The sequence below is a fragment of the Sphingomonas sp. BT-65 genome, from assembly GCF_026107375.2.
Taxonomy (GTDB): Bacteria; Pseudomonadota; Alphaproteobacteria; order Sphingomonadales; family Sphingomonadaceae; genus Sphingomonas.
Map to the genome: position 1 here is coordinate 2,858,286 of NZ_JAPCIA010000001.1, position 25,187 is coordinate 2,883,472.

Consider the following 25,187-nt stretch of genomic DNA (forward strand, 5'->3'; position numbering starts at 1 on the left):
CTGAGAATTTGTTTGACGGCAGGATGACGCACGCCATGACGTATGTCAAATTATCATCATACGTATTATAAATATGGATGTTAGCGTACGCTGCGAATCGGCAGCACGCAGAGCGCCGAGCCGAACACGAAGATCACCGCCGCCCAGAAGATCGTGCGATAGTCGTTGGCGAACAGGCCGAGCAGGATAGCGGCCATCACCGGGCTGATGATCTGGGGGATGTTGACCGCGGTGGTGAGGATGCCGAGGTCCTTGCCCTCGTCGCCCAGCGCGCTCTTGGGCAGCACCTGAGTCATCAGCGCCATGTCGATCGACATGAACATGCCGTAGCCGACCCCGATGATTGCGGCATAGGCCCACATGCCCTGCATTGTCGGTACCGCGAGTGGCGCGACCATCGCGCAGCCCATGATCAGGCTGCCAAGGATCACGAACGGCTTGCGCGCCTGGTATTTGTCCGAGAGCCAGCCCGAGATGAGCGAGGAGGCGACGAGGCAGACCAGCGTGACGATCGCCATGTTGGCGATGGCGATGTTCGAGGCGTCGTTGCCGAGCCCGATATAGTCGCGCAGGATATAGAGCAGGTAGGTCGCGACCGCCTGATAGCCCATATAGATGAAGAAGCGGCTGGCGAAGGCCCAGGCGAAGTCCGGATGCTCGCGCGGCGAAATCCAGAAGCCCTTGAGAAACTCCCGCCAGTGCACGGGACGGTGGGGCAGATGGTCGCTCGGCGGCTCGCGGTTGATCGCGACGAAGGCGAGGCACGAGGCGGCGATGGCACCGGCGAACAGGCCGTAGGCAAGCACCCGCTCGCCCGCGAGATAGCCCGCGACGACGGTGCCGGCGGTCAGACCCGCGGTCATCCCCGCGCCGACGATGCCCGAGATGGCGCCGCGCGTCTCCGGCGCGAAACGGTCGGCGATCAGCGTGGTCATCGCCGGCTGCATCGAATTGTAGGCGACCGCCGCCATCACCCACAGCACCATCAGCGACCAGAAGCCGGTCATCCATGACACGCCGAACAGCGCCGCCGAGCCGATCAGTGAGGCGATCGCGATCCATGGCGAGCGGCGGCCCCAGCGGCTGCGCGTGCGGTCCGACAGCGCGCCCGCGATCGGGGTGGTGAGCGTCGAGAAGATCGAGGTGATGAAGAAGATCAGCGCGAGGTTATTGGCTTTCGACCCCTCGTCGAGCTCGGCGACCTGATTGGGCAGCAGCACGCCGAGCACGCCGCTGTAGAGCGCCATCAGCAGGAAGAAATTGACCATCAGCGACAGCTGCAGCTTCGTCCGCTGGGGCCCGAGCACATAAGACGGGTTGATGTCGGCAGCGCTGGCCATGGTCTCTCCGGTAATGTCGTTTCTTGTGGTTATTCTGCAGCCTGCGGTCCGTCCGGTACCAGCCTGAGGCCCGCCTGGCGCGGGCGGCGGTGCGGGCCGCCGGCGCTGTTCCAGCCGGGCGCGGCGCGATTGATCAGCGCCGCCTCGTCGATCGTGATGCCGAGCCCCGGCGTGTCGCCGAGCCGGATGCCGCCATCGGCGATCGTCTGGTCGACCGTGAGCCCGGCGGGCATCTTCCAGTCCTGTACCTCGACCCCGATCATGTTGGGCAGGCCGGCCGCGGCATGCGCGACCGGGTTGGCATTGTAACCGACCGGCGAGACCGGGAGGTTGCGCGCGTGCGCGGCGACCGCGACGCGCAGGAAATGGGTGATGCCCCACACGCTGCCGGTCTGCACCACGTCGACGCCCTTCGCGTCGAACAGCGGCGCGAACTGGTCGAGTCCGGTCAGGTTCTCGCCCGTCGCCACCGCCGCGCGGCAGGCGCGCGAGACGCGGGCATGGCCCTCGGCGTCCCAGCGGCGCACCGGCTCCTCGATCCAGGTGAGGTCGAGCTGCGCCTCGATCTGCGCGAGATGGCGCACCGCCTGCTTGACGTTCCACGCTTCGTTGACGTCGAGCATCAGCGCGGGGTGCGAGGTGTTGGCCGATAGGATGTCGCGCGCCGCGAGAAGACGTGCGATGTCGCGCCCGATATCGCGCCCGCCCTTGATCTTGGCCGAGCTGTAGCCGCGCTCGGTCCAGCCGCGATAGAGCGCGGCGAAGGCGTCGTCATCGAGGCCGTAGCACAGGCCAGAGGCATAGCCGGGCACGAAGCGGTCGAGCGCGCCGAGCGTGCGCCACAGCGGCTCGTCGGCCATCTTGGCCTTGAGGTCCCACAGCGCCATGTCGACCGCGGCGATCGCGCCATAGGTCGCGCCGGCATGGCCGCTCTTGAAGACGTGCGCGAGCATCGAATCGTAGAGCGCGGTAACGGCGCGCGGATCCTGCCCCTCCACGGCCGGGAAGACGCGTTCAATATCGCGGTGCTGGCCAAGCCCGATACCAGTCAGCCCGCCATCGGTCTCGAGCAGCAGGATCGGCACCTCGGTCACGCCGCTCGCGACGACACCGTTGACGTCGCCCACCGGCCGGCCCCAGTCATGGGTGGTCGTCAGGCTGCGGTATCCGGTAATCTTCATGCTTGGCGGCGCCCCTTTGCCCGGGCAGCTGCTTGCCCGGCGTCGAAACATAGTATGTATTATCTTTCCAAATCTGCAACCCTGTGAATTGCTAAAGCTTGACGCTGCGGGGCTTGCGGTTCCACCCTTGGTCGCTTGAACGGCCTGAGCGAGAGAAACGAATGAACGAAACCACGGCCGCGCATCAGCGGGTCCGCCGCCGTCCGCGCCTGTCGACGGCGGTGGTCGAGGACTTGGTCAACGCGATCGTCATGGGCACCTATCCGGTCGGCACCGCGCTGCCGCCCGAGAACATGCTGTGCGACATGTACGATGTCAGCCGCACCGTGGTGCGCGAGGCGACGACCGCGCTGACCGAGAAGGGGCTGGTCGTTTCGCAGCAGGGCCGCGGCACGATCGTGCGCGACAGCCGCGCCTGGAACATGCTCGACCCGATGATCCTCTCCGCGCTGTTCCAGGGCGAGGACGGGCTGCGCTACCTCGACAATCTGTCCGAGGTGCGCACGTTGCTCGAATCGGCGATGGCGGCGAAGGCGGCGGCGAACGCGACGGACGAGTCGATCGCCGAGCTCGGCGACCAGATCGAGAAGCTCGAGGGGCTGGTGACGATGCCCTCGGCCTATGTCCATGAGGATTTGCGGTTCCACGACATCATCATGCGCATGTCGGGCGATCGCTTGAGCAAGGCGATCATCGACGGCATCCAGTCGGAAGCGCTTCGCACCCATGGCTATTCGGGCAAGCTCAGCGTCGAGCATGTCCGCGAGACCCACGCCGCGCACCGCAAGGTCTATGAGGCGATCGCCGCGCGCGACCCGGACCGCGCGTCGAAGGCGATGCACGATCATATCGCCGGGTCGTGGGCGAAGCGGCGCGCGCAGCCGCGGGGTTAAGCCGGCACCCGGTATTCCTCCCCCCTCCGGGGGAGGAATTGGAATCGCTAGAACCTGCGCCGGTTATTCGACCAGTTAGGGTTGATCGCTCAGCGAATAGATCTGCTCCATCTCGACCCATTTGCGGTCCGGCGCGAAGGGAAGCGATTTCTGGAAGCTCCCCATGAGCTTCTCCCAGGCGACGACGTCGGGATTGGCGGCGTCGCGGGCAAGCTTGAGCTCCGGGCTGGGGGCGCGGTCGGAATCCAAGTCCATGATCATGAACATGCGATCACCGACCAGCCAGATCTCAAGCGATTCGACCCCATCGGCGCGGATCGCTGCGTTGATCGCAGCGGGTGGCCCGCCCGGCGCGTGCCAGCGGCGATAGGCGGCGATCAGCTCGGGATCGTCGTGCAGGTCGACGGCGAAGCAGCGGCGGATAAGCGGCATGGGCAGTTTCTCCCGCAACGTCGATTGACGCGCGACGCTATCCTGCCCTAAACATCATACGTCTTACAACATGATATGGAGCGGGATGGTGCCGAGGCTCTATGGCGAGACCATTAACCGGCGCGGCCTGGCGGCGCGATCGGGTTCGCTCTCGCAATTCGCCGGCGTGCGGCTGTCGACGCTGGGCGACGGGGTCGAGCGCGGGGTGCGGCAACTGGAGTTCCGCACCGGCAGTGGCCTGCGCTTCACCGTCCTCGTCGATCGCGCGATGGACATCGCCGAATGCGAGCATAACGGCCGCGCGGTAGGTTGGCACTCGCCCTCGGGCTTCCGCCATCCCGGGCTGCACGATTACGAAGGCGAGGGCGGGCTCGGCTGGTTCCGCTCGATGTCGGGGCTGCTGATCACCTGCGGGCTCGATCACGTCCTCTTCATGCACGACGATCCGGCGGGGCATTATTTCTACGGACCGCGCGAGAAGGTTTCTTCGTCGCTGCACGGCCGCATCGGCACCATCCCCGCGCGGCTGACCGGCTATGGCGAGAGTTGGAACGGCGACGACTGCGTGCTGTGGGCGGAAGGGATCGTCCAGCAATCGACCGTGTTCGGCGAGGACCTGCACCTCGTTCGCCGGATCGAGGCGGATGTCGGCGGCGATGAGATCCGGCTGATCGACCGGGTGGTCAATCACGGCTTCTACCGCACGCCGCACATGTACTGCTACCATATCAACGTCAGCCATCCGGTGGTGGCGGAAGGCTCGCGCTACGTCGCGCCGATCAAGGACGTGATCTGGGCGGCGCACCAGGACAAGTATCGCGAGCAGGATACCGGCTACCGCACCTTCCCCGCGCCGATCGTCAATTTCCACGAGCAGGTGTGGCAGCACGACATGGCCGCCGATGCTGCGGGCAAGGTCAATGTCGCGGTGGTCAATGAAGCGCTCGGCTTCGGCTTCGAGGTCGAGACGCGCAAGGACCAGTTCCCCGCGATGTACGAGTGGCAGAACCTCCATGCCGGCCATTATGCCGTCGGGATCGAGCCCTCGACCAACCACGTCCTGGGCAAGGATTTCGCGCGCGAGCGCGGCGAGCTGATCTGGCTCGAGCATGGCGAGGCGCGGGGCTACGACAGCGTCTTCCGCATCCTTCCCGATGCCGGTACCGTCGCCGACGCGGTCAAGCGGATCGAGGGCGTCGCACTTCAGCCGGCGGACGAATATCCCGAGCCCTCGGGCAATTTCCCGCCGATCGGGGGCGCCAGGTGAAGGGCCGCACCGTCCTTTACACCGGCGCTGCGGGTGGTTTGGGCCTCGAAACCACCCTGTTGATGCTCGATCGGGGCGCGACCGTGGTGGCGATCGACAACGATCTCGCCAAGGTCGAGAGCCTCAAGGCGGCCGCCGAAGGCAAGGGGCCGGGCACGCTGGTGGTCTCGACCGCCGACCTTTCCGACCTTGCCGGATTCCGCGACACGCTCGACCAGTTGGCGCGGCATATCGGCGGGTTCGATGTGGTGATCAACAACGCCGCGATCTATCCGTCGAAGCCGTTCGAGGACTATTCGATCGAGGAGCATCAGGCGGTCCAGCGCGTCAATGTCGATGCCGGGATCGTCGCGGTGCAGGCGGCGCTGCCGGGAATGCGCGAGCGCGGCTTCGGCCGGATCATCAACATCTCCAGCATCACGCTCTCGGGCGGCTGGGCGAACCTCTCGCCCTATGTCGCGTCGAAGATGGCGCTCGTCGGGCTGACCCGCGCCTGGGCGCGCGAGTTCGGGCAATATGGCGTCACCGTCAACGCGATCGCCCCGGGCGCCTTCCCAACCGACGCCGAGAAGATCCACCCCGATCCCGACGGCTATAACCGCATGGTGCTCGACGCCCAGTCGATCAAGCGCCGCGGCACCGCGCAAGACATCGCCAACGCCATCGCCTTCTTCGCGAGCGACGAGTCCGGTTTCGTCACCGGCCAGACGCTGCACGTGAATGGCGGCTGGACCATGAATTGAGGACGAAGACGTGACCAATATCCTGAGCGGCATCCGCGTGCTCGACTGCTCGATCGCGATGGCAGGACCCTTTGCGGCGCAGCGCATGGGCGACATGGGCGCCGACGTGGTGAAGGTCGAGCCGACCAGCGGCGAGTGGCAGCGTCACGCCAGCGCGGGCGGCGCCAACGGCAACAAGATCAACGTCTCGTTCCTGTCGCTCAACCGCAACAAGCGCAGCCTCGCGGTCGATCTCAAGGCGCCCGAGGGCAAGGCGCTGCTGCTCGAGCTGGTCAAGGACGCCGACGTGTTCCTGCAGAACTACCGCCCTGGCGTCGCGGAACGGCTGGGGGTGGACTATGCCACGCTCAGCGCGATCAACCCGCGCCTGATCTATGTCTCGATGTCGGGCTATGGCGAGGACGGGCCGTACCGCAATTTCCCCGGGCAGGACCTGCTGCTCCAGGGCATGTCGGGCGCGATGATGTCGACCGGGGCGGAGGGCGCGCCGCCGTCGGCCGCGGGGCAATATCTGGTCGATGCGGTCACCGCCTATTCGGCGTTCGAGGGCGCGCTCGCCGCGCTGTTTCACCGCGAGCGCACCGGCGAGGGCCAGCTGGTGCAGGTCAACATGCTCGACGCGATCACCACGATCCAGATGCAGGAGCTGTCGGTGTTCACCGTCGGCAACAAGCCGCAGGCGCGTTCCGCCGAACCGCATGCGCACAGCTATATCCGCGCGCCCTATGGCGTGTTCGCGACCAAGGACGGGTACGTCACCGTCGCGATGGCCTCACTCAGGAAGCTCGGCGAGCTGTTCGGCGATTCCTTCTTCGACGGGCTCGACGACGAGCGCGACAGTTGGGCGCTGCGCGACCAGATCTTCGCCAAGGTGAAGGAACACCTCCCCGCGCGCACCAGCGCCGAATGGCTCGAGGAGATGCGCGCACGCGATATCTGGGCGGGGCCGGTCTATGGCTATGCCGACCTGGTCGAGGACGCGCAGATCAGGCACAACGGCACCTTCGTCGAATATGACCACCCGACCGAGGGCCGGGTGAAGGCGCCGGGCTTCCCGATCCGCTTCTCCAAGACGCCCTCGGTGGTGGAGCGCGGCGCGCCCTTGGTCGGCGAGCATAGCCGCGAGCTGCTGCGCGAGGCAGGGCTGGACGATGCCGCGATCGAGGCGCTGATCGAATCGGGCGTGGTGCGCCAGCACGCATGAGCGGGCCCGAATATCGCGGCCTGACCTGGGATCATCCGCGCGGCCACAATGCGCTGGCAGCCGCGGCGGCGCAGGCCGGGGGACTGTCGCTCACTTGGGACAAGCACCCGCTCGAAGGGTTCGAATCGCACCCGATCGGCGACCTTTGCGCGCGCTACGATCTGGTCGTGCTCGATCATCCGCATGTCGGCGAGGCGGTCGCGGCGGACTGCCTCGTGCCGATCGAGGATCTGTTCGGCGCGGATGAGATCGCAGGCTGGCGCAATGCGGTCGCGGGCCCGTCGCTCGCCAGTTATCATTATGCCGGCAGGCACTGGGCGCTTCCCCTCGATGCGGCGACGCAGGTGATGGCTTATCGCCGCGAAGCGATCGCCTTGCCCCCGCTCGAATGGGCGCAGCTTCCTGCCTTTGCCGAGGACCACGCCGTCGCCCTGTCGCTCGCCGGGCCGCATGCGATCCTCAGCTTCCAGTCGATCTGCGGCGCATTGGGCTTCGAAGCCGTCGCGCCGCGCGACGCCTTCATGGACCGCGCCATTGCCCGCGAAGCTTATGCCCTGATGGCCGCGCTGACCGGCGAGTTGACGCGGCGTGCGCAGGCGCTCAACCCGATCGCGATGCTCGGCGCGATCGAGCGTGGTGAGGGGATCGACCTCTGCCCGCTGATCTATGGCTATGTGAATTATGCGACCCGCGGTGTGGGCTTTGCCAATGCACCGGCAGGGCCGGGCGGGCGGATCGGATCGACGCTCGGCGGTACCGGGATCGGCGTGTCGAAGCGGTGTCAGGTTACACCCGCGCTGCTCGGTCATCTGCGCTGGCTGATGTCGGAGCCGGTCCAGTGCGGCTTCATCCCGCAGCAGGACGGCCAGCCCGCGCTCCGCCCGGCGTGGCAGGACGATGCGGTCAATATCGCCACCGGCGGGTTCTTCGCCGCGACCCTCGCCACGGTCGAAGCGGCGCTTCTGCGTCCGCGCCATGACGGGGCGATCGCCTTCCAGACCGCGGCATCCACGCGATTGCGTGCCGCGCTCCTCGACGGCGCCGCCGCCGATCCCGTGCTAGACGATCTCGAAATCTTGTACCGCATGCATCACCCGGCCGGAGCCGAGACATGACCGACGATCTGCTGTTCACCGTGGCCGACCATGTCGCCACCATCACCCTCAACCGCCCGGCCAAGCTCAATGCGCTGACGCCCGAGATGGCCGCCGCACTGATCGCCGCGGTTGCCGAGTGCAACAGCAGCGACGCCGTGCGCTGCGTCGTTATCACCGGCGCGGGGGAGAAGGCCTTCTCCGCGGGCTCCGACATTACCACGCTCGACGGCTATGCGACCCCCTGGGACTTCCGCAACCGCGACGATTATTGCGACGCGCTACGCGCCTGCCGCAAGCCGGTGGTCGCCGCGGTCAACGGCTATGCGCTGGGCGGGGGGCTCGAGACGGCGATGGCGGCGGACATTCGTATTGCTTCGACCAATGCGAAGTTCGCCGCGCCCGAGATCAAGCTCGGCTGGATCGGCGGCGGCGGGATGGCGGCGGGGCTCACTTACTCGATGGGCGCGTCCAACGCCGCGCTGATGCTGCTCACCGGCGACATGATCGATGCCGAGAAGGCGCTGGCCTGGGGCCTGGTGAGCGAGGTCGTCGCGCCCGACGCGCTGCTCGTTCGGGCGCAGGAAATCGCCGCGACGATCGCCTCGCGCGCCCCGATCGCGGCGGAGACCGCCAAGCTCAACCTGCGCGCGGCGCATACCATGCCGTGGGACAAGGCGATCGAATATGAGCGCGACCTGCAGGCGATCTGCTTTGCGACCGAGGATGCCAGGGAAGGCCGCACCGCCTTTGCCGAGAAGCGTGCGCCCGTCTTCCGCCGCCGCTAGTCTCGATCCATGACCAAGCCGAAGATCCTGCTCACCCGCCGCTGGCCCGAAGCGGTCGAGGCGCGGCTGGCTGCCAGCTACGAGGTGACGCTGAACGAGTCCGACGTGCCGATGGACGCCGCGGCGCTGGCGCAGGCGATGCGCGAGCATGACGCGCTCTGCCCGACCGTAACCGACAAGATCGGCCGCGACGTGATCCTCGCCGAGGGCCGCCGAGCGCGGATCATCGGCAACTACGGCGCGGGGTTCGAGCATATCGATCTCGATGCGGCGCATGAGGGGGGGATCGTGGTGACCAACACGCCCGACGTGTTGACCGACGCCACCGCCGACATCGCGATGATGCTGATCCTGATGGCGACTCGCCGCGCGGGCGAGGGCGAGCGCGAGCTGCGCGCCGGCGCGTGGACCGGCTGGCGGCCGACCCACCTGCTCGGCCGATCGCTGCGCGGCAAGGTGCTGGGGCTGGTCGGCTATGGCCGCATCGCGCGCGCCGTGGCCGAACGGGCAAAGGCGTTCGGGATGCAGATCATCGTCCACAGTCGCAGTCGCGCCGAGGATGTGCCTGAGGAGGCCTATCACGCCTCACTCGACAGCCTGCTGCGTATCGCCGACGTGGTCTCCCTGCATGCGCCTGGAGGTGTGGCGACACGCCACATGATCGACGCGGCCGCGCTCGCCACGATGAAGCGCGATGCAGTGCTGGTGAACACCGGGCGCGGCACGTTGATCGACGAGGCGACGCTGGCCGCGGCGCTCCGCGAGGGCACGATCGCCGCCGCCGGGCTCGACGTGTACGAACGCGAGCCCGCGGTCGAGACGGCGCTGGTCGACCTCCCCAATGCGGTGCTGCTCCCGCATCTCGGCTCGGCCACACTGGAAACGCGCGAGGCGATGGGGATGAAGGTCGCCGACAATCTCGACGCCTTCTTCGCCGGGCAGGAGCCGCTTGACCGCGTCGCTTGAGATCGTCGCGCAGGCGGCCAGTGTCTGGCTCGAGGCCAGCCCGCGCCCGCTGATCCTCGGCATCTGCGGCTCGCAGGGCAGCGGCAAGTCGACCCTGGCGCGGGGCTTGGTCGAGCGGCTGGGGGTTCGCGCCGCGATACTCTCGCTCGACGATCTGTATCTGAGCAGGGCGCTGCGGGCGGACCTGGCGCGCGAGGTTCATCCGTTGCTCGCCACGCGCGGCGTGCCGCTGACGCACGATGTGGCGCTGGGCTGCGCGATCCTCGACGAGGTGAAGGCGGGGCGCCCGGTGCGCCTCCCGCGGTTCGACAAGGCAAGCGACGAGCCACTGCCGGAAACGCAATGGCAGCCGGTGGACGCGCCGCTCGACCTGCTGATCTTCGAGGGCTGGTGCGTGGGTGCGGCGGCGCAGCATGCGAGTGAACGGGTCGAGCCGATCAACGATCTGGAACGCGAGCACGACGCCGACGGACGCTGGCGGCGGGCGGTGAACGCGGCGCTGGCCGGACCCTATCAGGCGTTGTTCGCGCGGATCGACCGGCTGGTGCTGCTCGCGGCGCCGGGGTTCGAGGTGGTGCGCGACTGGCGCGCCCAGCAGGAAGCCGAGTTGCGCGCAACGCTCGCGGCCGTGGGGCGCGATCCGGCACTGGCGATGACGGACGCGCAGGTCGCGCGCTTCATTCAGCACTATGAGCGCATCACCCGCGCGATCCTCGACGAGATGCCGGGACGCGCCGATCTCACCCTCCGGCTCGACCCCGGACGCGAGGTGATCGGCAAAACCTGACTTACAGCTTGCAGCCGCCGACCCGCTAATTCATCATACGATAAACAGCGACGGGAGAGGGTCATTGCTCGAGGCACGGGCGGAATTCAGCCGCAGGACGGCATTGCTGGGGGCAGGAGCGGCGCTGGCCGCGAGCGCGGTGCCGGTGCGCGCCACCGGATCGCTCAGTGGCTTCCACGATGTCCGCGACTATGGCGCCAAGGGCGACGGCAAGGCGATCGATTCGCCCGCCTTCAACCGCGCGATCGAGGCCGCGAGTGCCAGGGGCGGCGGCACGATCGTGGTGCCGCCGGGCCGCTATCTCTGCTTCTCGATCCGCTTGAAGAGTCACATCACGCTGGTGCTGATGCCGGGGTCGGTGATCGAGGCGGCGAGTCCGGACAAGCACAAGGGCCAGTACGATCTGCCCGAGGGCGTATATGAGGAGCAGTTCGTCGATTACGGCCTCGCGCATTTCCACAACAGCCTGATCTATGGCGACGGGGTCAGCGACATCGCGATCATCGGCCACGGCCTGATCCACGGCCTCGGCCTCGACCGCGAGGGGCCTCCACAGGGCTGGCACGGTATCCCCGGGTGGAAGTCGCCCAAGGAACGAGGGCTCAGCCCCGACGCCGCCCGCCGCGCCAACCCGGAAGAGATGAAATACGAAGGTCGCGGCAACAAGGCGATCGGCTTGACGCGCTGCCGCAACGTGCTGCTCAAGGACTTCTCGATCCTGCAGGGCGGGCATTTCGCCTGCTACGTGCTCGGCTGCACCAATGTCCGGATCGACGGGCTGACGGTGGACACCGACCGCGACGGCATCGACCTCGACTGCTGCCGCGATGCGCGCGTCACCAACTGCCTGGTCAACGCGCCCAAGGACGATGCGATCGTGCTCAAGAGCAGCTACGCGCTGCAGGAGCCGCGCTTCTGCGAGGACGTGCAGATCATCGGCTGCAAGACCAGCGGCTATCTGCTCGGCACGGTGCTCGACGGCACGTACCAGAAATCGCCCTATCTCGCCCCAGATAAAGTGGGTGTGCTCGGGCGGATCAAGCTCGGCACCGACTCCATCGCGGGCTTCCGCAACATCCTCGTCGCCGACTGCGTGTGCGAGAACAGCCGCGGGCTTCAACTCGGCGCGATCGACGGCGGCGTGCTGGAGGACGTGACCTTCCGCGACATCAACCTCGTCAATCCGGTCAACCACCCGATCTTCCTGCGCCTCTCCGCACGCAATCGCGCACCGAAAGGGGCGGGCGTCGCCAAGGTGCGGCGGGTGCGCTTCACCGACATCCAGGTCTCGGGCGCGCGAATGGAATATCCGTGCGGCGTGGTCGGGATCGAGGACGGGATCATCGAGGATGTCAGCTTCCGCGGCGTCCATGTCACCGCGGCGGGAGGCGGAACGGTGGAGGATGCGAACCGCCAGGTGCCCGAGCGGCGCAACTCCAGCCTCGAGCCGAGCTTCATGGGCACGCTGCCCGCGCATGGCCTCTACGCGCGGCACGTGCGCAATCTCGCCGTCACCGATTGCAGCTTCGATGTCGCGACTCCAGATGTGCGGCCGGCGGTAGTGCTGGAGAATGTGAACGGCGCGGTGATCGACGGGCTGATCTCGCCCAAGCCACGCGAAACCGGCGTGCGTGCGACCTCGGGTAGCGCTAACATCGTTATCGAATCGATTCAGACGTTCGCCACGGGAGCAGGGGCATGATGGGGTTGTGGAAGAAGGGCCTGCTATGGCTCGCTGCGCTGGTCGTCGCGCCCGCAGCGCTGGCGCAGGAACTGCCACTCACCGAGGGCTGGCGCTTCGTCAAGGAGGACGTGCCCGGCGCCGAGCGCCCCGGCTTCGACGATGCGAACTGGTCGCGCGTCGCGGTGCCGCACACTTATAATGCCGAGGATTCCGGGATCGGCGGCACCAAGGCGCGCGGCGAGCCCGAGGGCGCCTATTATCGCGGCCCGGCCTGGTACCGGCTCAAGCTCGACCACAAGCCGCTGCCCGGCACGCGCTACCTGCTCCATTTCGGCGGCGCGACCTTGAAGGCCGATGTGTGGCTTAACGGCGAGAAGCTCGGCGCCCATGCCGGCGGCTATGCCGCGTTCCGCTTCGACGTGACCGGCAAGCTGCGCGCGGGCGAGAATCTGCTCGCGGTGCGCGTCGACAATGCCAGGAACCCGCACATCTCGCCGCTCAACGGCGACTTCAACGTGTTCGGCGGTCTCTACCGAGAGGTGAAGCTGATCGCGACGCCCGATCTGCATCTCGACCGGCTCGACCATGCCGGGCCGGGGATCAGGGCGCGGACCGAGGCGCTGGGCAAGAACAGCGCGACGATCGGCGCGACCGTGGCGGTGGTCAACGACCGCGCCGCGCCGGCGAGCTTCCAGGTCGTCACGCGCATCCTCGACGCGCAGGGCAAGGCGGTGGCGACGCAGCGCAGCCCGCTCACCCTTGGTCCCGGCGAGCGCGGAACCGCCGAGCAGCGCCTCACGCTCAAGGCGCCGAAGCTGTGGGAAGGCCGCAAGTCGCCCTATCTCTACCGCGTCAAGAGCGAGGTGGTGACGAATGGGCAGGTGATCGACAGCCAGTCGGTCCCGCTCGGTGTGCGCACCGTCGCGGTCAAGCCCGACGGCGCCTTCCTGCTCAACGGCAAGCCCTACCGCCTCTACGGCGTCAACCTGCAGCATCCCTCGCGCTTCGGGCGCGGGCCGATCGTGACTCAGGCCGAAATCGACGAGGATCTGCAGCTTTTCGCCGACATGGGCGTCACCGGCATCCGCCTCGCGCATATGCAGCATCCGCAGCGTATCTATGACCGCGCCGACGAACTCGGCATCCTGATCCTGACCGAGGTGCCGCTGGTGGACGATCACGATCAGTCGGATGAATTTCGCGGGAATGTCGTCCAGCAGATGCGAGAGCTGATCGCGCAGCACTACAATAACCCGTCGGTCGCGCTGTGGGGTCTCGGCAACGAGATCCGCAAGTCCGACGCGGCGTCGAACCGCATCCTTGCCGACCTCAACCGCACCGCCAAGACGCTCGATCCGCTGCGGCCGACCACCTATGCGCATTGCTGCATCGACGACAAGGATCCGATCGCGCTGCACAGCGATACGGTGTCGTACAACCGCTATTTCGGCTGGTACCTGACCAAGTCGGAGGACTTTGGCCCATGGGCGGACGAACTGCACGCCAGGCTCCCGGGGCGCCCGATCGGGGTGAGCGAATATGGTGCCGGCGCCTCGATCCTCCACCAGGAGGATCCGGTGGTGAAGCGGCCCGAACCCAACGGCTACTGGCACCCCGAGCAGTACCAGACCGACTTCCACATCAAGCACTGGCTGGCGATGAAGAAGCGGCCCTTCCTGTGGTCGACCTTCGCCTGGGTCGGGATCGATTTCCCCTCGTTCAAGCGCAACGAAGGCGACCGCCCGGCGATCAACGACAAGGGACTGGTAACCGAGGACCGCAAGCCAAAGGATGCCTATTTCTGGTACCAGGCCAACTGGTCCGACAAGCCGATGCTGCACCTCACCAGCCGCCGGGACGTGAGCAAGCGCACCCAACGGGTGAAGGTGATGGCATTCTCGAATCAGGCAGCGGTCGAATTCCGCCTCAACGGGGACGCATGGCAGCGCGTGCCGGTGGCCGACCGGATGGCGACCTGGACGATCGAGCTCGCCAAGGGCGAGAACCGCGTCGAGGCGCGTGCCCGGACGGCGAAAGGCGAGACGCTCAGCGACGCGGTGACGTGGACCTACGCGACCCGGCCCTGAACCCTCGGCAAACCCCCTCTCGGCCCGCCGCGCTAGGTCATTGAGAAGGCGTAATCGCCCGAGCCTGCCTCAACCAGGAGCCGGCTGCCTCGCATGCCTTTCACGGTGACGCTCGTGGCCCGCGTCAGTGGTTGTCCGCCTTCGCGAACACGCGCTTCCGATCCGGCCGGCAGGTGGAGCTCGGCGACCGTGTTGGCCGGAACATGGATGCGCGCGATGAAGCCGCCGCCGGCTTGCAGCTCCCACGCCGTCTCGATCCGCCCCATCGGGCTGTCGTAACGCGCGCCGCCCTTCGGCACGCGCGGATCTAGCACCGGATCGAAGCGCCAGCGCGCGAAGCCCGGCGCGAGCGGATCGATCCCGGCGATGCGGCGGAACACGAACCCGTTCACCGCGCCCAGCGCATAATGGTTGTACGAGTTCATCTCGGCATTGCTGGTGTCGGCGTTCCACCGCTCCCAGATCGTCGTCGCGCCGGCGGCGATCATATGGCCCCAGGAGGGCAGCGCGGTGCGCAGCAGCAGGTCGTAGACCAACGCTTCCTGTCCGGCGTCGGCGAGCGCGTCGAGGCTGTACGGCGTGCCGAGAAAGCCGGTCGAGATCAGCGTGCCGCGGCGGCGGATATCGGCGACGAGCTTCGCCGCGGCGGCCGCGCGCAGTCGCTCCGGCACTAGCCCGAAATGCAGCGCGAGGATATAGCTGCAATGCGATCCGTTGCCGACGCTGCCGTCCGGCCCGACGAAATCGCGCTGGAACGCGCGGGCGATGTCGGCGGCGAGCGTCGCGTAGGTCTTCGCTTCCGCGGTCCGTCCGGTGGCTGCCGCCATCTCGGCGAGCTTGGCGGCCGAGCGCTGCCACATCGCGGTGGCGATCAGCGCCTTGGGCGTGGTCTCGTCGCCCGCTTCCTTGGCGTCGAACGCGACCCAGTCGCCATAGTCGTAGCCGCGCTTGTTGCGCCAGATCAGGTCGGGATTGTTGGTGCGCAGATAGTCGAGATAGCGCGTCATCGACTGCCAGTGCTCGCCGATGATCGCGGTGTCGCCATAGCGCTGCCACACCGTCCAGGGCAGGATCACCCCGGCATCGGCCCAGCCGGGCGAGGTGCCGTTCGAATAGTCGCGCCAGCCCGATGGGGCATAGTCGGGATACTCGCCCTGCGGCCCCTGCGCGTCGCGCATGTCGCGCAGGTAGCGGCGCGTGAAGGCGGCGACGTCCATGTTGAACGCGGCGGCGTCCCAGAACACCATCGCGTCGCCGGTCCAGCCGAGCCGCTCGTCGCGCTGCGGGCAATCGGTCGGGATGCCGAAGAAGTTGGAGCGTTGGCTCCACAACGTGTTGCGCCACATGCCGGTGATGATCGGGTTCTCGACGCGCAGCATGCTGGTCTCGCCGAGATCGCTCGACACCACGACGCCCTCGAACTCCTCCACCGTCGGCGCACGGCCTAGGCCGGTCAGCTCGACATAGCGGAAGCCGAAATAGGTGAAGTGCGGCTCATAGGTTTCGACCCCGGACTCGCCGCGGAAGATGTAGCTGCACGAAGCCTCGGCGGTGCGCAGGTTCTTGCGGCTGACGCTGCCGTCGGGGTTGAGGATCTCGGCAAAGCGCAGCGTGAGCTTGCGCCCGGCCTCGCCCTTGGCCTTGATCCGCACCCAGCCCGCGAAATTCTGCCCGAAGTCGAGCGTGTACGTGTCGGGCCCGACCTGCTTGACGTTCTTGAGCGGTACGGTGCGGACGCGGCGCAGCGGCGGGCCGGCATTGGCTTTGACCTCGCACGGGGGCCCGGCGCCGATCTCGACCGGGCGCCAAGCGGACTCGTCGAAGCCGGCGGACGACCAGCCCGGCTGCGCGCGGCGGGCGTCGTAATCCTCGCCATAATAGATCTCGCTCTTCACCACTGGCGCGCCTTCGGACAGGCGCCAACTCCCGTCGGTCGCGATGATCTCGGTCGAGCCGTCGGCATAGATCAGTTCGAGCTGGGCGAGCAGGCGCAGCGGCGGCGGGCCGAAGGCGAAGCGCCCGGCGAGGCCGTGGAAGCTGCCGTACCAGCCGTCGGTCAGCATCGCCCCGATCGCATTGGCGCCGGGACGAAGCAGCGAGGTCACGTCATAGGCGCGGTAGAGCACGGTATCGCGATAGTCGGTGCTCTCCGGCGTCATCAGCGCATCGCCGACGCGCTTGCCGTTGATCTCCGCCTCGAACGCGCCGAGCGCCGTGGCGTAGAGCCGCGCGCGGGCGATCGGCTTCGCCACCGCGAACCCGCGGCGCAGCAGGAAGGCGCCGCAGCCGGGAAAGGCCTGGAGCTGGTATTTGCTCGGTTCGGCGACCGGCCAGCCGCTGTCGTCGAACGCGACCGCCTGCCAGCCCTCGGGTGCGTGCAGCGTCGTGCGCGTGCCCTTGGTGGTCAGCCGGAAGGTGCCGTCCGGTCCCTCGGCGCGGAGCATCAGCGCAGTGGCGCATTCGTGGAGTTTGCGTTCGTTGAAGCCGCGCGGGTCCTTGACCGCGACCGCCACGACATGGCGGCCGGCAGAAAGCTGGTGCGTGGTGACTGCGGGCGGCTCGCTGCCCGAGCGAGTGTCGCGATTGGGTCCGCGATTCACCTGCTCGCCGTCGACCCAGACGGTCGCGGGGAAGTTGCAGACCGAGATGAGCGTGACCGGACCGGTCTTGGGCAGGTCGAAGGCCAGGCGGAAGTAGCGCGGGGTCTTGTCCTTCGAGCGATCGCCGCGCACCCATAGCAACCCGGCCTCGCGGTCGCCCTTGGCCATAGCGGTCTCGGCCGCGATCCACTTCGCTTGCCAGTCGCCGACATCGAGCAGCGCCATCTCCCAGCGCGCCATGGGACTGGTGGAAGTGCGACCGCGCGTGTCGCGCACGGTGACGCGCCAGTACACGATCGCGCGCGAGCCGAGCGGCTTGCCGGCATAGGGGATGTCGAGCGATGCGGCGCTCGCCACCTCGCCGCTGTCCCACAGGTCGGGCTTGCCCGCGCGCAGCAGCTCGGCGCTGCTCGCCGCCTCGATCCGGTAGTGGGTTTGGCGCACCCCACGGTCGCGGCTCTCGATCCGCCAGGACAGGCGCGGCGCGCGATCGTCGAGGCCGATCGGGTCGGTCAGGCCCTGCGCCTTGAGCCCGGCAACCTCGAGCGCGCCCGGCGCGAGCGCGGCGGCGGAAGCATGTGCAGAGAGCGCGGCCCCCGCGACTCCCGCGCCCTGCAGCAGGCGGCGCCGATCGATCCTTGTCCCGGCCATCTTCACCCCTCCGCTTCGCTTATTCGCAGCCCTCGCCCTCGCGCCGCTCCGCCTAGTCGCGCGGCCCCGCTGCCTCGATCACCTTGCGCGCCTCGGCCGGCCAGTCGCGGTCGGGGACGAGGAAATTGCCGCGCGCGTCATTGCCGATCTCGGGCAGCCAGCGCCCCCCGGTCGACATCGAATTGTGCCAGTTGCCTGCAGCCCGATTATCGGTCGAAATCTTGCGCGCGTACATCTTCCCGGCGGTGTTGATGTTGAGCCACTTGCCGCCGGTCTCGACGACGTTGCCGGTCACGGTGAAGTGCTTGCTGCCCTCGTCGAGATAGATGCCGATCCGGTTCGAGATGTCGAAGATGTGGTTGTTGCGGATCACCGAATTGGGGTTGGCCGAGAGGTTGTAGATCGCGCCGCCATCCTCGTACCACAGCTTCACGCCGTGGATGCGATTGCCCTCGACCAGCGTGTTCCTGAGCGTGGTCGGGGTGGTGAACTTGGGGTTGTGGACGTAGCCCTTCTGGTTCTGGTCATAGTTCGGGTTACCGCCCGCGTCGTTGTAGCCCCAGCCCCAGCCGACTGCGATCGCGTCGTACGGCGCGTCCGAGATGTCGTTGTGCCGGATCGTGGCGCCGTCCACGTAGGTCGTCAGGATTGCGGCGTTGTCCTTATAGTCCTGGCTGATGGTGACGACCGTGTTGTCCTCGATCACGAGGTCGCGGTTGATCAGGTTCGGATCGCTCGGGTGATGCGCGTCGGTGCGCACGCCGCCCGCCATGATCGCCCCGCCGGCGAGCACCGAGAAGCGGTTGCGCGCAACGCGGATGTTGCTGGTGGCTAGGCCGACGCCGGTCAGGTGGGCGACGGGCTCATTGCCGATGCCGAGCGCGATCTGGCCGAGCTGGGTGAAGTGATTGCCCTCAAAGGTCACGTCCCGCGCCGCCGAGACCTGCACCGCCGCGGGCATCTGGTGCCATTTGAGGCGCATCGATTCGAACTCGACACAGCCCCAGCCGCACTTGTCCCACGCGTCCTTGGGGCGGATCGGCGAGACGTCGCTGAGATAAGCGCCGCTCTGCTGGTTGGCATAGCCGGTCGGCTTGCTCGGGCCCATCCAGGAAGTGTGGGCGAAGGTCAGGCCGCGAAAGGTCAGCCGCTCGACCGGTGCGGCGGGCGTGCCGCTGATCGACACCAGCGTCTCCAGCGTCGGGACGACGACCTTGAGGTCTTTGATGTCCTCGTCGATGCCCGCACGCAGGTAGAGCTTGCCCGCCTGCGGGTCGATCACCCATTGGTGATAACGCGCATGCCAGTCGTTGGTCTTGCCGATCAGCTCGAGCGCATTGACCAGGAACAGTCGCGAATCCTCGGGGAAGATCGGCTTGGTGATCGTGTCATAGCCCCAGCTGTTGTTGTCCCAGGCGGGCTGCTGCATCGTCACGGTGGTGCCGCTGATCGACTTCACCGGCGAGTAGCGATCGGTGAAGAAGCCGGTCGCCTCGAGCTCGAGCCGGTCGGGGCGGGCGAGCTTGGCGATATAGTCGTATTTCGGATTGACGATCTCGAAGCCGTTGGGGCCGAACTTGACGTCGGATGCCTTGAGCTCGACCCAGGGCCGCTCGGCGGTGGTGCCGTTGACCCAGATCTGCCGCGTGTCGAGCCCCTTGGGCGTCGCGGCGACATAGATGCGGCGCTCCGCATCGTAGCTCGCAAAACCCGTGACTTCGATGCCTGACGAGATCACCGGTTTCGCGCCGTCCGCCGCGCGCCACTCGACGCTCTTGCCGTTCTGCCCGCCATCGGCGCGGCGGAAGACCAGCGGCTTGGCGAGCTTGTAGGGGCCGTCGGCGATCAGGACGGTGACATCGTCCTTGGCGTTGCTCGCGCGCACCAGCGCCTGGGCGCGTTCGAGGCTGCGAACGGGCTTGGCCTGCGTCCCCGGATTTCGGTCGTCGCCGCCGGGCGCGACATGCACCGTGACCTGCGCCAGCGCGGTCGAAGCGGAAAGCAGCGCAGCGGCCAGCGCCAGCGTCCGTGCGATCATCGGGAACCTCTCCTGTTCTAGTCGTCAGTTCACCCAGCCACCGTCGATCACGTTGACGGTGCCGGTGGTGAAGGCGCTCTCGTCCGAGGCGAGATAGACGGCGAGCGCCGCCGGCTCGCTCACCCGGCCGAAGCGGCCCATCGCCTGGCGCGCGGTGAACTCGGCATAGGCCTTCTCGAAATCGCCGGTGTCGTGGAGGCGCTGGATCAGCGAGGGCGTCTCGACCGTGCCCGGGCAGATCGCATTGCAACGGATGCCCTTGGTCACATAGTCGATCGCGACCGACTTGGTGAGCCCGATCACCGCGGCTTTCGTGGCGCCATAGGCGAAGCGGTTGGCCACCGCCTTGATGCTCGAGCAGACCGACGACATGTTGATGATCGACCCGCCGCCGCGCGCGATCATGCCCGGCAGCACCGCGCGGATCATGCGGTATTGCGCGGTGACGTTGATCGACTGGGAGAAGTCCCACGCATCCTCGTCGCAGTCGAGGATCGTGCCGGCGTGGACGAAGCCCGCGCAATTGTAGAGCACGTTCAATTCGGGATAGTCGGCGGCGATCGCCGCGACCTCGTCCTTGCTGGTCACATCGAGCTGGCGTGTCTCGGCGCCGTCGAGGCCTTCGAGCGCCTCGGCGCGGACGTCGGTGGCGATCACCCGCGCGCCTTCGCGGACAAAGGCTTCGACGGTGGCCCGGCCGATGCCCTGGCCTGCTGCGGTCACCAGTGCGATCTTGCCTTCGAGACGGCCCATAAACTCTCCCAGGGGGTTGATAACGGCGGTGGACATCGCCGAATGTATTCGTATGATGAATTATGTTTGACGCGCATGCAAGCTTCGACTTGTCCCTCGATCGCCGCTCGACGCTGGGACTCCTCGCAATGCTGCTCGGCAGCCCGGCCTATGCGGAGGCCGCGCTGGAACATGGCGGAATCGAGGATATCCGCAAGCATGGCGCGCGGGGCGACGGCCGCACGATCGACAGCCCGGCGATCAACCGCGCGGTAAAGGCTGCGGCAAAGCGCGGCGGCGGCGTGGTGCTGGTGCCGCCGGGGCGGTATCTGAGCTTCTCGATCCGGCTGCTCGACAATGTCACGCTGGCGCTCGCCGCCGGTGCGGTGATCGAGGCGGCGAACCCCGACCTCCATGGCCGCAACTATGATCCCCCGGAAAACTATCTCGAGGAGCAGTTCCAGGACTTCGGCATCACCCATGTCCACAACAGCCTGATCTATGCCGACGGCGCGTCGAACATCGGCGTGGTCGGTCCCGGCATGCTGCACGGCCTGGGCCTCGACCGCGAGGGGCCGGGCGACCATTGGTGGCAGCGCAAGACCTGGCAATCGGCCAAGGCGCTCGGCATCACCCCCAAGGAGCTGATGCTGCGTAACCCGCAGGAGACGGCGCAGGTCGGGCGCGCGAACAAGACGGTCGGCCTGATGAATTGCCGCAACGTGCGGCTGCAGGACTTCACCATCCTGCAGGCTGGGCATTTCGGGATCATCGCGCATGGCTGCAGCAACATGGCGGTCGAGGGCATCGTCATCGATACCGACCGCGACGGGATCGACATCGACTGCTGCCGCGACGTGCGCGTCGTCAACTGCACCGTCAACGCGCCCAAGGACGATGCGATCGTGCTCAAGAGCAGCGGCGCACTCGGCCGCAAGGTGGTCTGCGAGGACATCCTCGTCCAGGGCTGCAAGACCAGCGGCTACCTCATGGGCTCGCTGCTCGACGGCAGCTATCGCTTGTCCGACTATGGCTCGCCCGACGGCAATGGCGTGCTCGGGCGGATCAAGATGGGGACCGAGACCGTCGGCGGCTTCCGCAACGTGCGCATCGCCGATTGCATCTGCACCAACAGCCGCGGCATCCTGATCGGCATCGTCGACGGAGGCACGATGGAGGATGTGTCGGTGAGCGGCATCACGCTGCGCGACCCGGTCAACCACCCGCTGTTCGTGCACCACGGGGCACGCATGCGCGCGCCCAAGGGCACGCCGGTCGGCAAGATCCGCCGCATCCGGTTCGAGGACGTGCAGGTCTCCGGCGGCGACTGGCGCGAGCCGTGCGGGGTCGAGGGCTTCGCCGACGGGCCGATCGAGGACGTGACCTTCCACGGCGTCGAGGTGCATTCCGCGGGCGGCGGCACCGCGGCCGATGCGGCGCGCGAGCCCGAATATCGCCGCGAGACCAGCCTCGAGGTGAGCTACCTCAAGACGCTGCCCGCGTCCGGCTTCTGGGCGCGCCACGCCAGGCGGCTGACGATCAAGGACTGCCGCTTCAGCGTCGAGAAGCCCGACGCACGGCCGACCGTGGCGCTGCGCAACGTCGAGGGGGCGATCATCGACGGGCTCCTCTCGGACAAGCCGCGCGAGACCGCGATCGTGGCGAAGGACAGCAGCGGGATCGCGACGGGCGACATCCGGATGCTGGCGTGATCCAGCTGGGCGATCTCGCCTTCGGCGCGGCGTCGATCGGCAATCTCTATCGCGCGGTGCCTGACGACCAAGCGCGCGAAGTGGTGGTGCGGGCGTGGGACGCGGGCATCCGCTATTTCGACACCGCGCCGCATTACGGCTTCGGGCTCAGCGAGAAAAGGCTGGGCGCGGCGCTGGCGGAGCTCGACCCGGCGCAGACCGCGATCGTCTCGACCAAGATCGGCCGGCGGCTCGATCCGCGGCCCGATGCCGACCTGTCGGTGGCGCGCCAGGCCTTCGTCTCGCCCGAACCGTATGAGAGCGTGTTCGATTACAGCTACGACGCGGTGATGCGCTCGTACGAGGCTAGCCTGAAGCGGCTGCGGCGCGATCGAATCGACATCCTCTACGCGCACGACCTCGGCAGCTTCGCGCATGGCGATGCACATCCGCGGCTGTTCCGGGAATTCCTCGACGGCGGCTATCGCGCGATGCGTGAGTTGCGCGATTCGGGTGCGGTGAGCGCGATCGGGCTGGGGGTCAACGAGACCGCGGTGTGCATCGAGATGCTGGGGGCGGGGGAGATCGACCTGATCATGCTCGCCGGGCGCTACACCTTGCTCGAGCAAGACCCGCTCGACGACCTGCTGCCGCTGTGCGCCGAGCACGGCGTGCGCCTGGTGATCGCGGGGCCGTACAACTCCGGCATCCTCGCCAAGGGCGTGCGGCACGGCGGCGCGATCCCCAACTTCAACTACGAGCCCGCCCCGACCGCGATCGTCGAACGGGTGGAGGCGATCGAGGATATCTGCGCGCGCCACGGCGTGCAGCTCGCCGCCGCGGCGCTGCAATTCCCGCTCGCGCACCCGCAGGTCGCGTCGGTGGTGCCGGGGATGGGCTCGGTCCGCCAGGTCGAGGATGCGCTCGCGCTGATGGCGCGGCCGATCCCGGCGGCGCTGTGGGCCGAGCTCAAGGACACGGGCCTGATCCGCCGGGACGCGCCCGTCCCGGCGTAATCCGCGTCAGCCCTTGCGGCTGGCTTCGAATAGAAACCAGGCGCGCTCTTCGGCCTGGTCGGTCCAGTCGTCGAGGATGCCGCTGGTCGCATTGTCCTTGGCCTCGTCGACCAGTTCCTTCGCTTCGCGCAGCAGCTCCACCAGCTTGAGATTGTCCTCGCGCAGCTCGACCAGCATGTCGGTGGCGGAGACGAAGGCCGCGTCATTGTCCTTGATCGTCTGGCGGCGCGAAATGTCGCCGATCGAGCGCAGCGTGGTGTTGCCGGTCTTGCGCACGCGCTCGGCGATCTGGTCGGTGGTGGTGAGGATCTGCGTCGCCTGATCGTCGAGCATCAGGTGATAGTCGCGGAAATGCGGGCCCGATACGTGCCAGTGGAAATTCTTGGTCTTGAGGTACAGCGCATAGCTGTCCGCCAGGATGCCGTTCAGCGCATCGGCTACGGTTTTGGTGTCGTTGCGGTTGAGGTCGGTCGGCGTCTTCAGCGCGGCATTCGGTTCGGCCATGGTGGGTCCCCATTGGTTGAGTCGGCAATGAAACGATCCCTTGCCATATAGGGTCCCGTGCTGCGTTGCGAAAAGGCCGATCAGAGCGATCGAGGCACTAGATCAGGCGGAGCGCGCCGAGTGCGAGGATGACCCCGGCGGCGAGGCAGATGAGGCCGAAGCCGATGCGGTAGGCGCGGACCGGCAGCTTGCGCCACGCCTTCTCGCCCGCTAGCGCCGCGGCGGTGTTGACGACGAGCACCGCGGCGGTCGCACCGGCCGCGGCGAGCACCGGCGCGGGCTCCTGCGCGGCGAAGGCGAGGGTGAAGAATTGCGTGGTGTCGCCCGCGGCGAGGATGAACACGCCGAGCAGCGGGGTGAGGAACGCGCCGAGCTTCCAGCCTTCGAGCCGGTCGGGCGGCTTCAGGTGCCACAGCGCGCCCATCGCGGCGAACGCCAGCGCGAGCGCGAGCAGGAGCTGCTTGGCATTGGGCGTGAGCATCGGCGCGATCAGCAGGCCGCCGATCGCTGCGACCGCATTGCCGGCGGCATGCGCCAGCACGGCGGCGAGCGCGACGAGGAAGGGCTTGCCGAAGCGGTCGGCAAGGATCGCGACCAGCCAGGGCGAACGGTCGCCCGCCTGAGTCAGCAGCACCGCGATGAAGGCGGGGACGAGTGCGTCCATCAGGCCAAGATCATCCCGCAAGCCGAATGGCGCAGGCCGCGGCGAAGGCCGCGCCGGTGCGCGCGTCGTCGCGCCCGCAGCGCACCGCATCGCGCAGCAGCGACAGCCCGTCGGCGATCATCGGCCCCCGCTGGCCCACCGCCAGCGCGGCTTCGAGCGCATGGACCACGGGCAGGGCAGGCGTGATGCCGTTGGCGAGCGCGATTCGGCGGATCGCGTCAAGATCGGCGGCTAGCTCCGCCGTCGCAGCGCGGGCGCTGCGCGTCCCGATCGAATCGATTCGCTGACACAGCTCGTTCGCCAGCACCCAGTTGCGTTCGTCCCCCATCGCGCTTCTCCCCGGCGATATGCGTGGACGCTGCGCCCAGCATGGTTAACAGGCCGCTAATCTGCCCTCGCGCTTGACATTGTGCGCTCCACGCGGCATGCGCCCACCCCTGACAGCGGCCAGCCAGCGCGCGGCCGCTTTATTCTTTTGAACCAGACTGCAGGATTCGGGCGATGGCCAAGCCGACAACCGTCAAGATCAAGCTCGTCAGCACGGCTGACACCGGCTTCTTCTATGTCACCAAGAAGAACCCGCGCACTCAGACCGAGAAGCTGAGCTTCCGCAAATATGATCCCGTCGCGCGCAAGCACGTCGAGTTCAAGGAAGCGAAGATCAAGTAAGCTTCGCGCAAGCGAAGATTACGCAGCCCCGGCGCAAGCCGGGGCCCAGGGCCGCGGGCGAATCGCCTCGCGGCTCTTTCCGTTTGAACTCCTCCCCTTCAGGGGAGGTGGCATCGCAAAGCGATGACGGAGGGGCCGTCGTGCGCCAAGCGCGGC

22 protein-coding genes are annotated in these 25,187 nt (G+C 67.5%); 13 read left to right on the forward strand and 9 right to left on the reverse strand.

The features are described from left to right. Positions 1–80: 80 nt before the first annotated feature. A complete protein-coding gene (locus OK349_RS13755; protein ID WP_265118359.1) occupies positions 81–1,340 on the reverse strand; it encodes an MFS transporter in 1,260 nt (419 codons plus the stop codon). 29 nt (positions 1,341–1,369) lie between these two features. Further along, positions 1,370–2,521, reverse strand: a complete 1,152-nt coding sequence (locus OK349_RS13760) for a mandelate racemase/muconate lactonizing enzyme family protein (RefSeq protein WP_265118360.1) — start codon at positions 2,519–2,521, stop codon at positions 1,370–1,372. Between the two features lie 161 nt (positions 2,522–2,682). On the opposite strand from OK349_RS13760, the gene OK349_RS13765 reads away from it, so the two are divergent. Next, positions 2,683–3,414 carry a FadR/GntR family transcriptional regulator gene (locus OK349_RS13765; protein WP_265118361.1) on the forward strand — a complete coding sequence of 244 codons (732 nt, stop codon included), beginning with the start codon at positions 2,683–2,685 and terminating at the stop codon, positions 3,412–3,414. Between the two features lie 75 nt (positions 3,415–3,489). On the opposite strand, the gene OK349_RS13770 is transcribed toward OK349_RS13765, so the two are convergent. Further along, a complete protein-coding gene (locus tag OK349_RS13770; RefSeq protein ID WP_265118362.1) occupies positions 3,490–3,846 on the reverse strand; it encodes an L-rhamnose mutarotase in 357 nt (118 codons plus the stop codon). A gap of 85 nt (positions 3,847–3,931) precedes the next feature. Between OK349_RS13770 and OK349_RS13775 the strand changes: the two genes are divergently transcribed. The 9 genes from OK349_RS13775 (at position 3,932) to OK349_RS13815 (ending at position 14,466) form a co-directional block, all read left to right on the forward strand. Next, entirely contained in the window at positions 3,932–5,113 is a 1,182-nt protein-coding gene (locus OK349_RS13775) for an aldose 1-epimerase family protein (RefSeq protein WP_265118363.1), read from the forward strand. Then, complete coding sequence (locus OK349_RS13780) at positions 5,110–5,856, forward strand: SDR family NAD(P)-dependent oxidoreductase (RefSeq protein ID WP_265118364.1); 747 nt, start codon at positions 5,110–5,112, stop codon at positions 5,854–5,856. Before OK349_RS13775 ends, OK349_RS13780 begins: the two co-directional genes overlap by 4 nt. A 10-nt stretch (positions 5,857–5,866) precedes the next feature. Further along, on the forward strand, positions 5,867–7,060 hold the full coding sequence (locus OK349_RS13785) for a CaiB/BaiF CoA transferase family protein (protein ID WP_265118365.1): 1,194 nt from the start codon (positions 5,867–5,869) through the stop codon (positions 7,058–7,060). Next, positions 7,057–8,175, forward strand: coding sequence for a type 2 periplasmic-binding domain-containing protein (locus OK349_RS13790; protein WP_265118366.1), 1,119 nt, complete (start codon positions 7,057–7,059; stop codon positions 8,173–8,175). The genes OK349_RS13785 and OK349_RS13790 overlap by 4 nt, the downstream gene beginning before the upstream one ends. After that, entirely contained in the window at positions 8,172–8,942 is a 771-nt protein-coding gene (locus tag OK349_RS13795) for an enoyl-CoA hydratase/isomerase family protein (RefSeq protein WP_265118367.1), read from the forward strand. Before OK349_RS13790 ends, OK349_RS13795 begins: the two co-directional genes overlap by 4 nt. A 9-nt stretch (positions 8,943–8,951) precedes the next feature. After that, positions 8,952–9,908: a 2-hydroxyacid dehydrogenase gene (locus tag OK349_RS13800; RefSeq protein WP_265118368.1), complete on the forward strand. Its 957-nt coding sequence runs from the start codon at positions 8,952–8,954 to the stop codon at positions 9,906–9,908. Continuing rightward, positions 9,892–10,695 carry a kinase gene (locus tag OK349_RS13805; RefSeq protein WP_265118369.1) on the forward strand — a complete coding sequence of 268 codons (804 nt, stop codon included), beginning with the start codon at positions 9,892–9,894 and terminating at the stop codon, positions 10,693–10,695. Before OK349_RS13800 ends, OK349_RS13805 begins: the two co-directional genes overlap by 17 nt. Positions 10,696–10,759: 64 nt before the next feature. Continuing rightward, on the forward strand, positions 10,760–12,397 hold the full coding sequence (locus OK349_RS13810) for a rhamnogalacturonidase (protein ID WP_265118370.1): 1,638 nt from the start codon (positions 10,760–10,762) through the stop codon (positions 12,395–12,397). Next, the gene (locus tag OK349_RS13815; protein ID WP_265118371.1) at positions 12,394–14,466 is read left to right on the forward strand and encodes a glycoside hydrolase family 2 protein; all 2,073 of its coding nucleotides are present in this window, start codon (positions 12,394–12,396) and stop codon (positions 14,464–14,466) included. The genes OK349_RS13810 and OK349_RS13815 overlap by 4 nt, the downstream gene beginning before the upstream one ends. 32 nt (positions 14,467–14,498) lie before the next feature. Here OK349_RS13815 and OK349_RS13820 read toward each other — a convergent pair whose 3' ends face one another. The 3 genes from OK349_RS13820 to OK349_RS13830 are packed head-to-tail and all read right to left on the reverse strand — an operon-like array spanning position 14,499 to position 20,508. After that, the gene (locus OK349_RS13820) at positions 14,499–17,717 is read right to left on the reverse strand and encodes an alpha-L-rhamnosidase (RefSeq protein ID WP_265118372.1); all 3,219 of its coding nucleotides are present in this window, start codon (positions 17,715–17,717) and stop codon (positions 14,499–14,501) included. Between the two features lie 52 nt (positions 17,718–17,769). Beyond that, positions 17,770–19,755: a right-handed parallel beta-helix repeat-containing protein gene (locus OK349_RS13825; protein WP_265118373.1), complete on the reverse strand. Its 1,986-nt coding sequence runs from the start codon at positions 19,753–19,755 to the stop codon at positions 17,770–17,772. A gap of 24 nt (positions 19,756–19,779) precedes the next feature. Further along, a complete protein-coding gene (locus tag OK349_RS13830; protein WP_265118374.1) occupies positions 19,780–20,508 on the reverse strand; it encodes an SDR family oxidoreductase in 729 nt (242 codons plus the stop codon). Positions 20,509–20,597: 89 nt separating this feature from the next. On the opposite strand from OK349_RS13830, the gene OK349_RS13835 reads away from it, so the two are divergent. After that, positions 20,598–22,199 carry a rhamnogalacturonidase gene (locus OK349_RS13835; RefSeq protein WP_265118375.1) on the forward strand — a complete coding sequence of 534 codons (1,602 nt, stop codon included), beginning with the start codon at positions 20,598–20,600 and terminating at the stop codon, positions 22,197–22,199. After that, positions 22,196–23,194: an aldo/keto reductase gene (locus OK349_RS13840; RefSeq protein WP_265118376.1), complete on the forward strand. Its 999-nt coding sequence runs from the start codon at positions 22,196–22,198 to the stop codon at positions 23,192–23,194. Before OK349_RS13835 ends, OK349_RS13840 begins: the two co-directional genes overlap by 4 nt. A gap of 6 nt (positions 23,195–23,200) precedes the next feature. Here OK349_RS13840 and OK349_RS13845 read toward each other — a convergent pair whose 3' ends face one another. The 3 genes from OK349_RS13845 to OK349_RS13855 form a co-directional block, all read right to left on the reverse strand. After that, on the reverse strand, positions 23,201–23,698 hold the full coding sequence (locus tag OK349_RS13845) for a Dps family protein (RefSeq protein WP_265118377.1): 498 nt from the start codon (positions 23,696–23,698) through the stop codon (positions 23,201–23,203). 97 nt (positions 23,699–23,795) lie between these two features. Next, complete coding sequence (locus OK349_RS13850; RefSeq protein WP_265118378.1) at positions 23,796–24,362, reverse strand: TMEM165/GDT1 family protein; 567 nt, start codon at positions 24,360–24,362, stop codon at positions 23,796–23,798. Positions 24,363–24,372: 10 nt separating this feature from the next. Then, positions 24,373–24,690 (reverse strand): hypothetical protein, encoded by a 318-nt coding sequence (locus tag OK349_RS13855; RefSeq protein ID WP_265118379.1) that lies wholly within the window; start codon positions 24,688–24,690, stop codon positions 24,373–24,375. Between the two features lie 173 nt (positions 24,691–24,863). On the opposite strand from OK349_RS13855, the gene rpmG reads away from it, so the two are divergent. Continuing rightward, on the forward strand, positions 24,864–25,031 hold the full coding sequence (gene rpmG / locus OK349_RS13860) for a 50S ribosomal protein L33 (protein ID WP_265118380.1): 168 nt from the start codon (positions 24,864–24,866) through the stop codon (positions 25,029–25,031). Positions 25,032–25,187: the final 156 nt, after the last annotated feature.

Bases quoted from the DNA above. Each gene is read 5' to 3' on its own strand.
- OK349_RS13765 (WP_265118361.1), top strand. From the start codon at position 2,683: ATGAACGAAACCACGGCCGCGCATCAGCGGGTCCGCCGCCGTCCGCGC.
- OK349_RS13795 (WP_265118367.1), top strand. From the start codon at position 8,172: ATGACCGACGATCTGCTGTTCACCGTGGCCGACCATGTCGCCACCATC.
- rpmG (WP_265118380.1), top strand. From the start codon at position 24,864: ATGGCCAAGCCGACAACCGTCAAGATCAAGCTCGTCAGCACGGCTGAC.
- OK349_RS13760 (WP_265118360.1), bottom strand. From the start codon at position 2,521: ATGAAGATTACCGGATACCGCAGCCTGACGACCACCCATGACTGGGGC.
- OK349_RS13790 (WP_265118366.1), top strand. From the start codon at position 7,057: ATGAGCGGGCCCGAATATCGCGGCCTGACCTGGGATCATCCGCGCGGC.
- OK349_RS13815 (WP_265118371.1), top strand. From the start codon at position 12,394: ATGATGGGGTTGTGGAAGAAGGGCCTGCTATGGCTCGCTGCGCTGGTC.
- OK349_RS13800 (WP_265118368.1), top strand. From the start codon at position 8,952: ATGACCAAGCCGAAGATCCTGCTCACCCGCCGCTGGCCCGAAGCGGTC.
- OK349_RS13755 (WP_265118359.1), bottom strand. From the start codon at position 1,340: ATGGCCAGCGCTGCCGACATCAACCCGTCTTATGTGCTCGGGCCCCAG.
- OK349_RS13820 (WP_265118372.1), bottom strand. From the start codon at position 17,717: ATGGCCGGGACAAGGATCGATCGGCGCCGCCTGCTGCAGGGCGCGGGA.
- OK349_RS13850 (WP_265118378.1), bottom strand. From the start codon at position 24,362: ATGGACGCACTCGTCCCCGCCTTCATCGCGGTGCTGCTGACTCAGGCG.
- OK349_RS13770 (WP_265118362.1), bottom strand. From the start codon at position 3,846: ATGCCGCTTATCCGCCGCTGCTTCGCCGTCGACCTGCACGACGATCCC.
- OK349_RS13830 (WP_265118374.1), bottom strand. From the start codon at position 20,508: ATGGGCCGTCTCGAAGGCAAGATCGCACTGGTGACCGCAGCAGGCCAG.
- OK349_RS13845 (WP_265118377.1), bottom strand. From the start codon at position 23,698: ATGGCCGAACCGAATGCCGCGCTGAAGACGCCGACCGACCTCAACCGC.
- OK349_RS13775 (WP_265118363.1), top strand. From the start codon at position 3,932: ATGGTGCCGAGGCTCTATGGCGAGACCATTAACCGGCGCGGCCTGGCG.
- OK349_RS13825 (WP_265118373.1), bottom strand. From the start codon at position 19,755: ATGATCGCACGGACGCTGGCGCTGGCCGCTGCGCTGCTTTCCGCTTCG.
- OK349_RS13855 (WP_265118379.1), bottom strand. From the start codon at position 24,690: ATGGGGGACGAACGCAACTGGGTGCTGGCGAACGAGCTGTGTCAGCGA.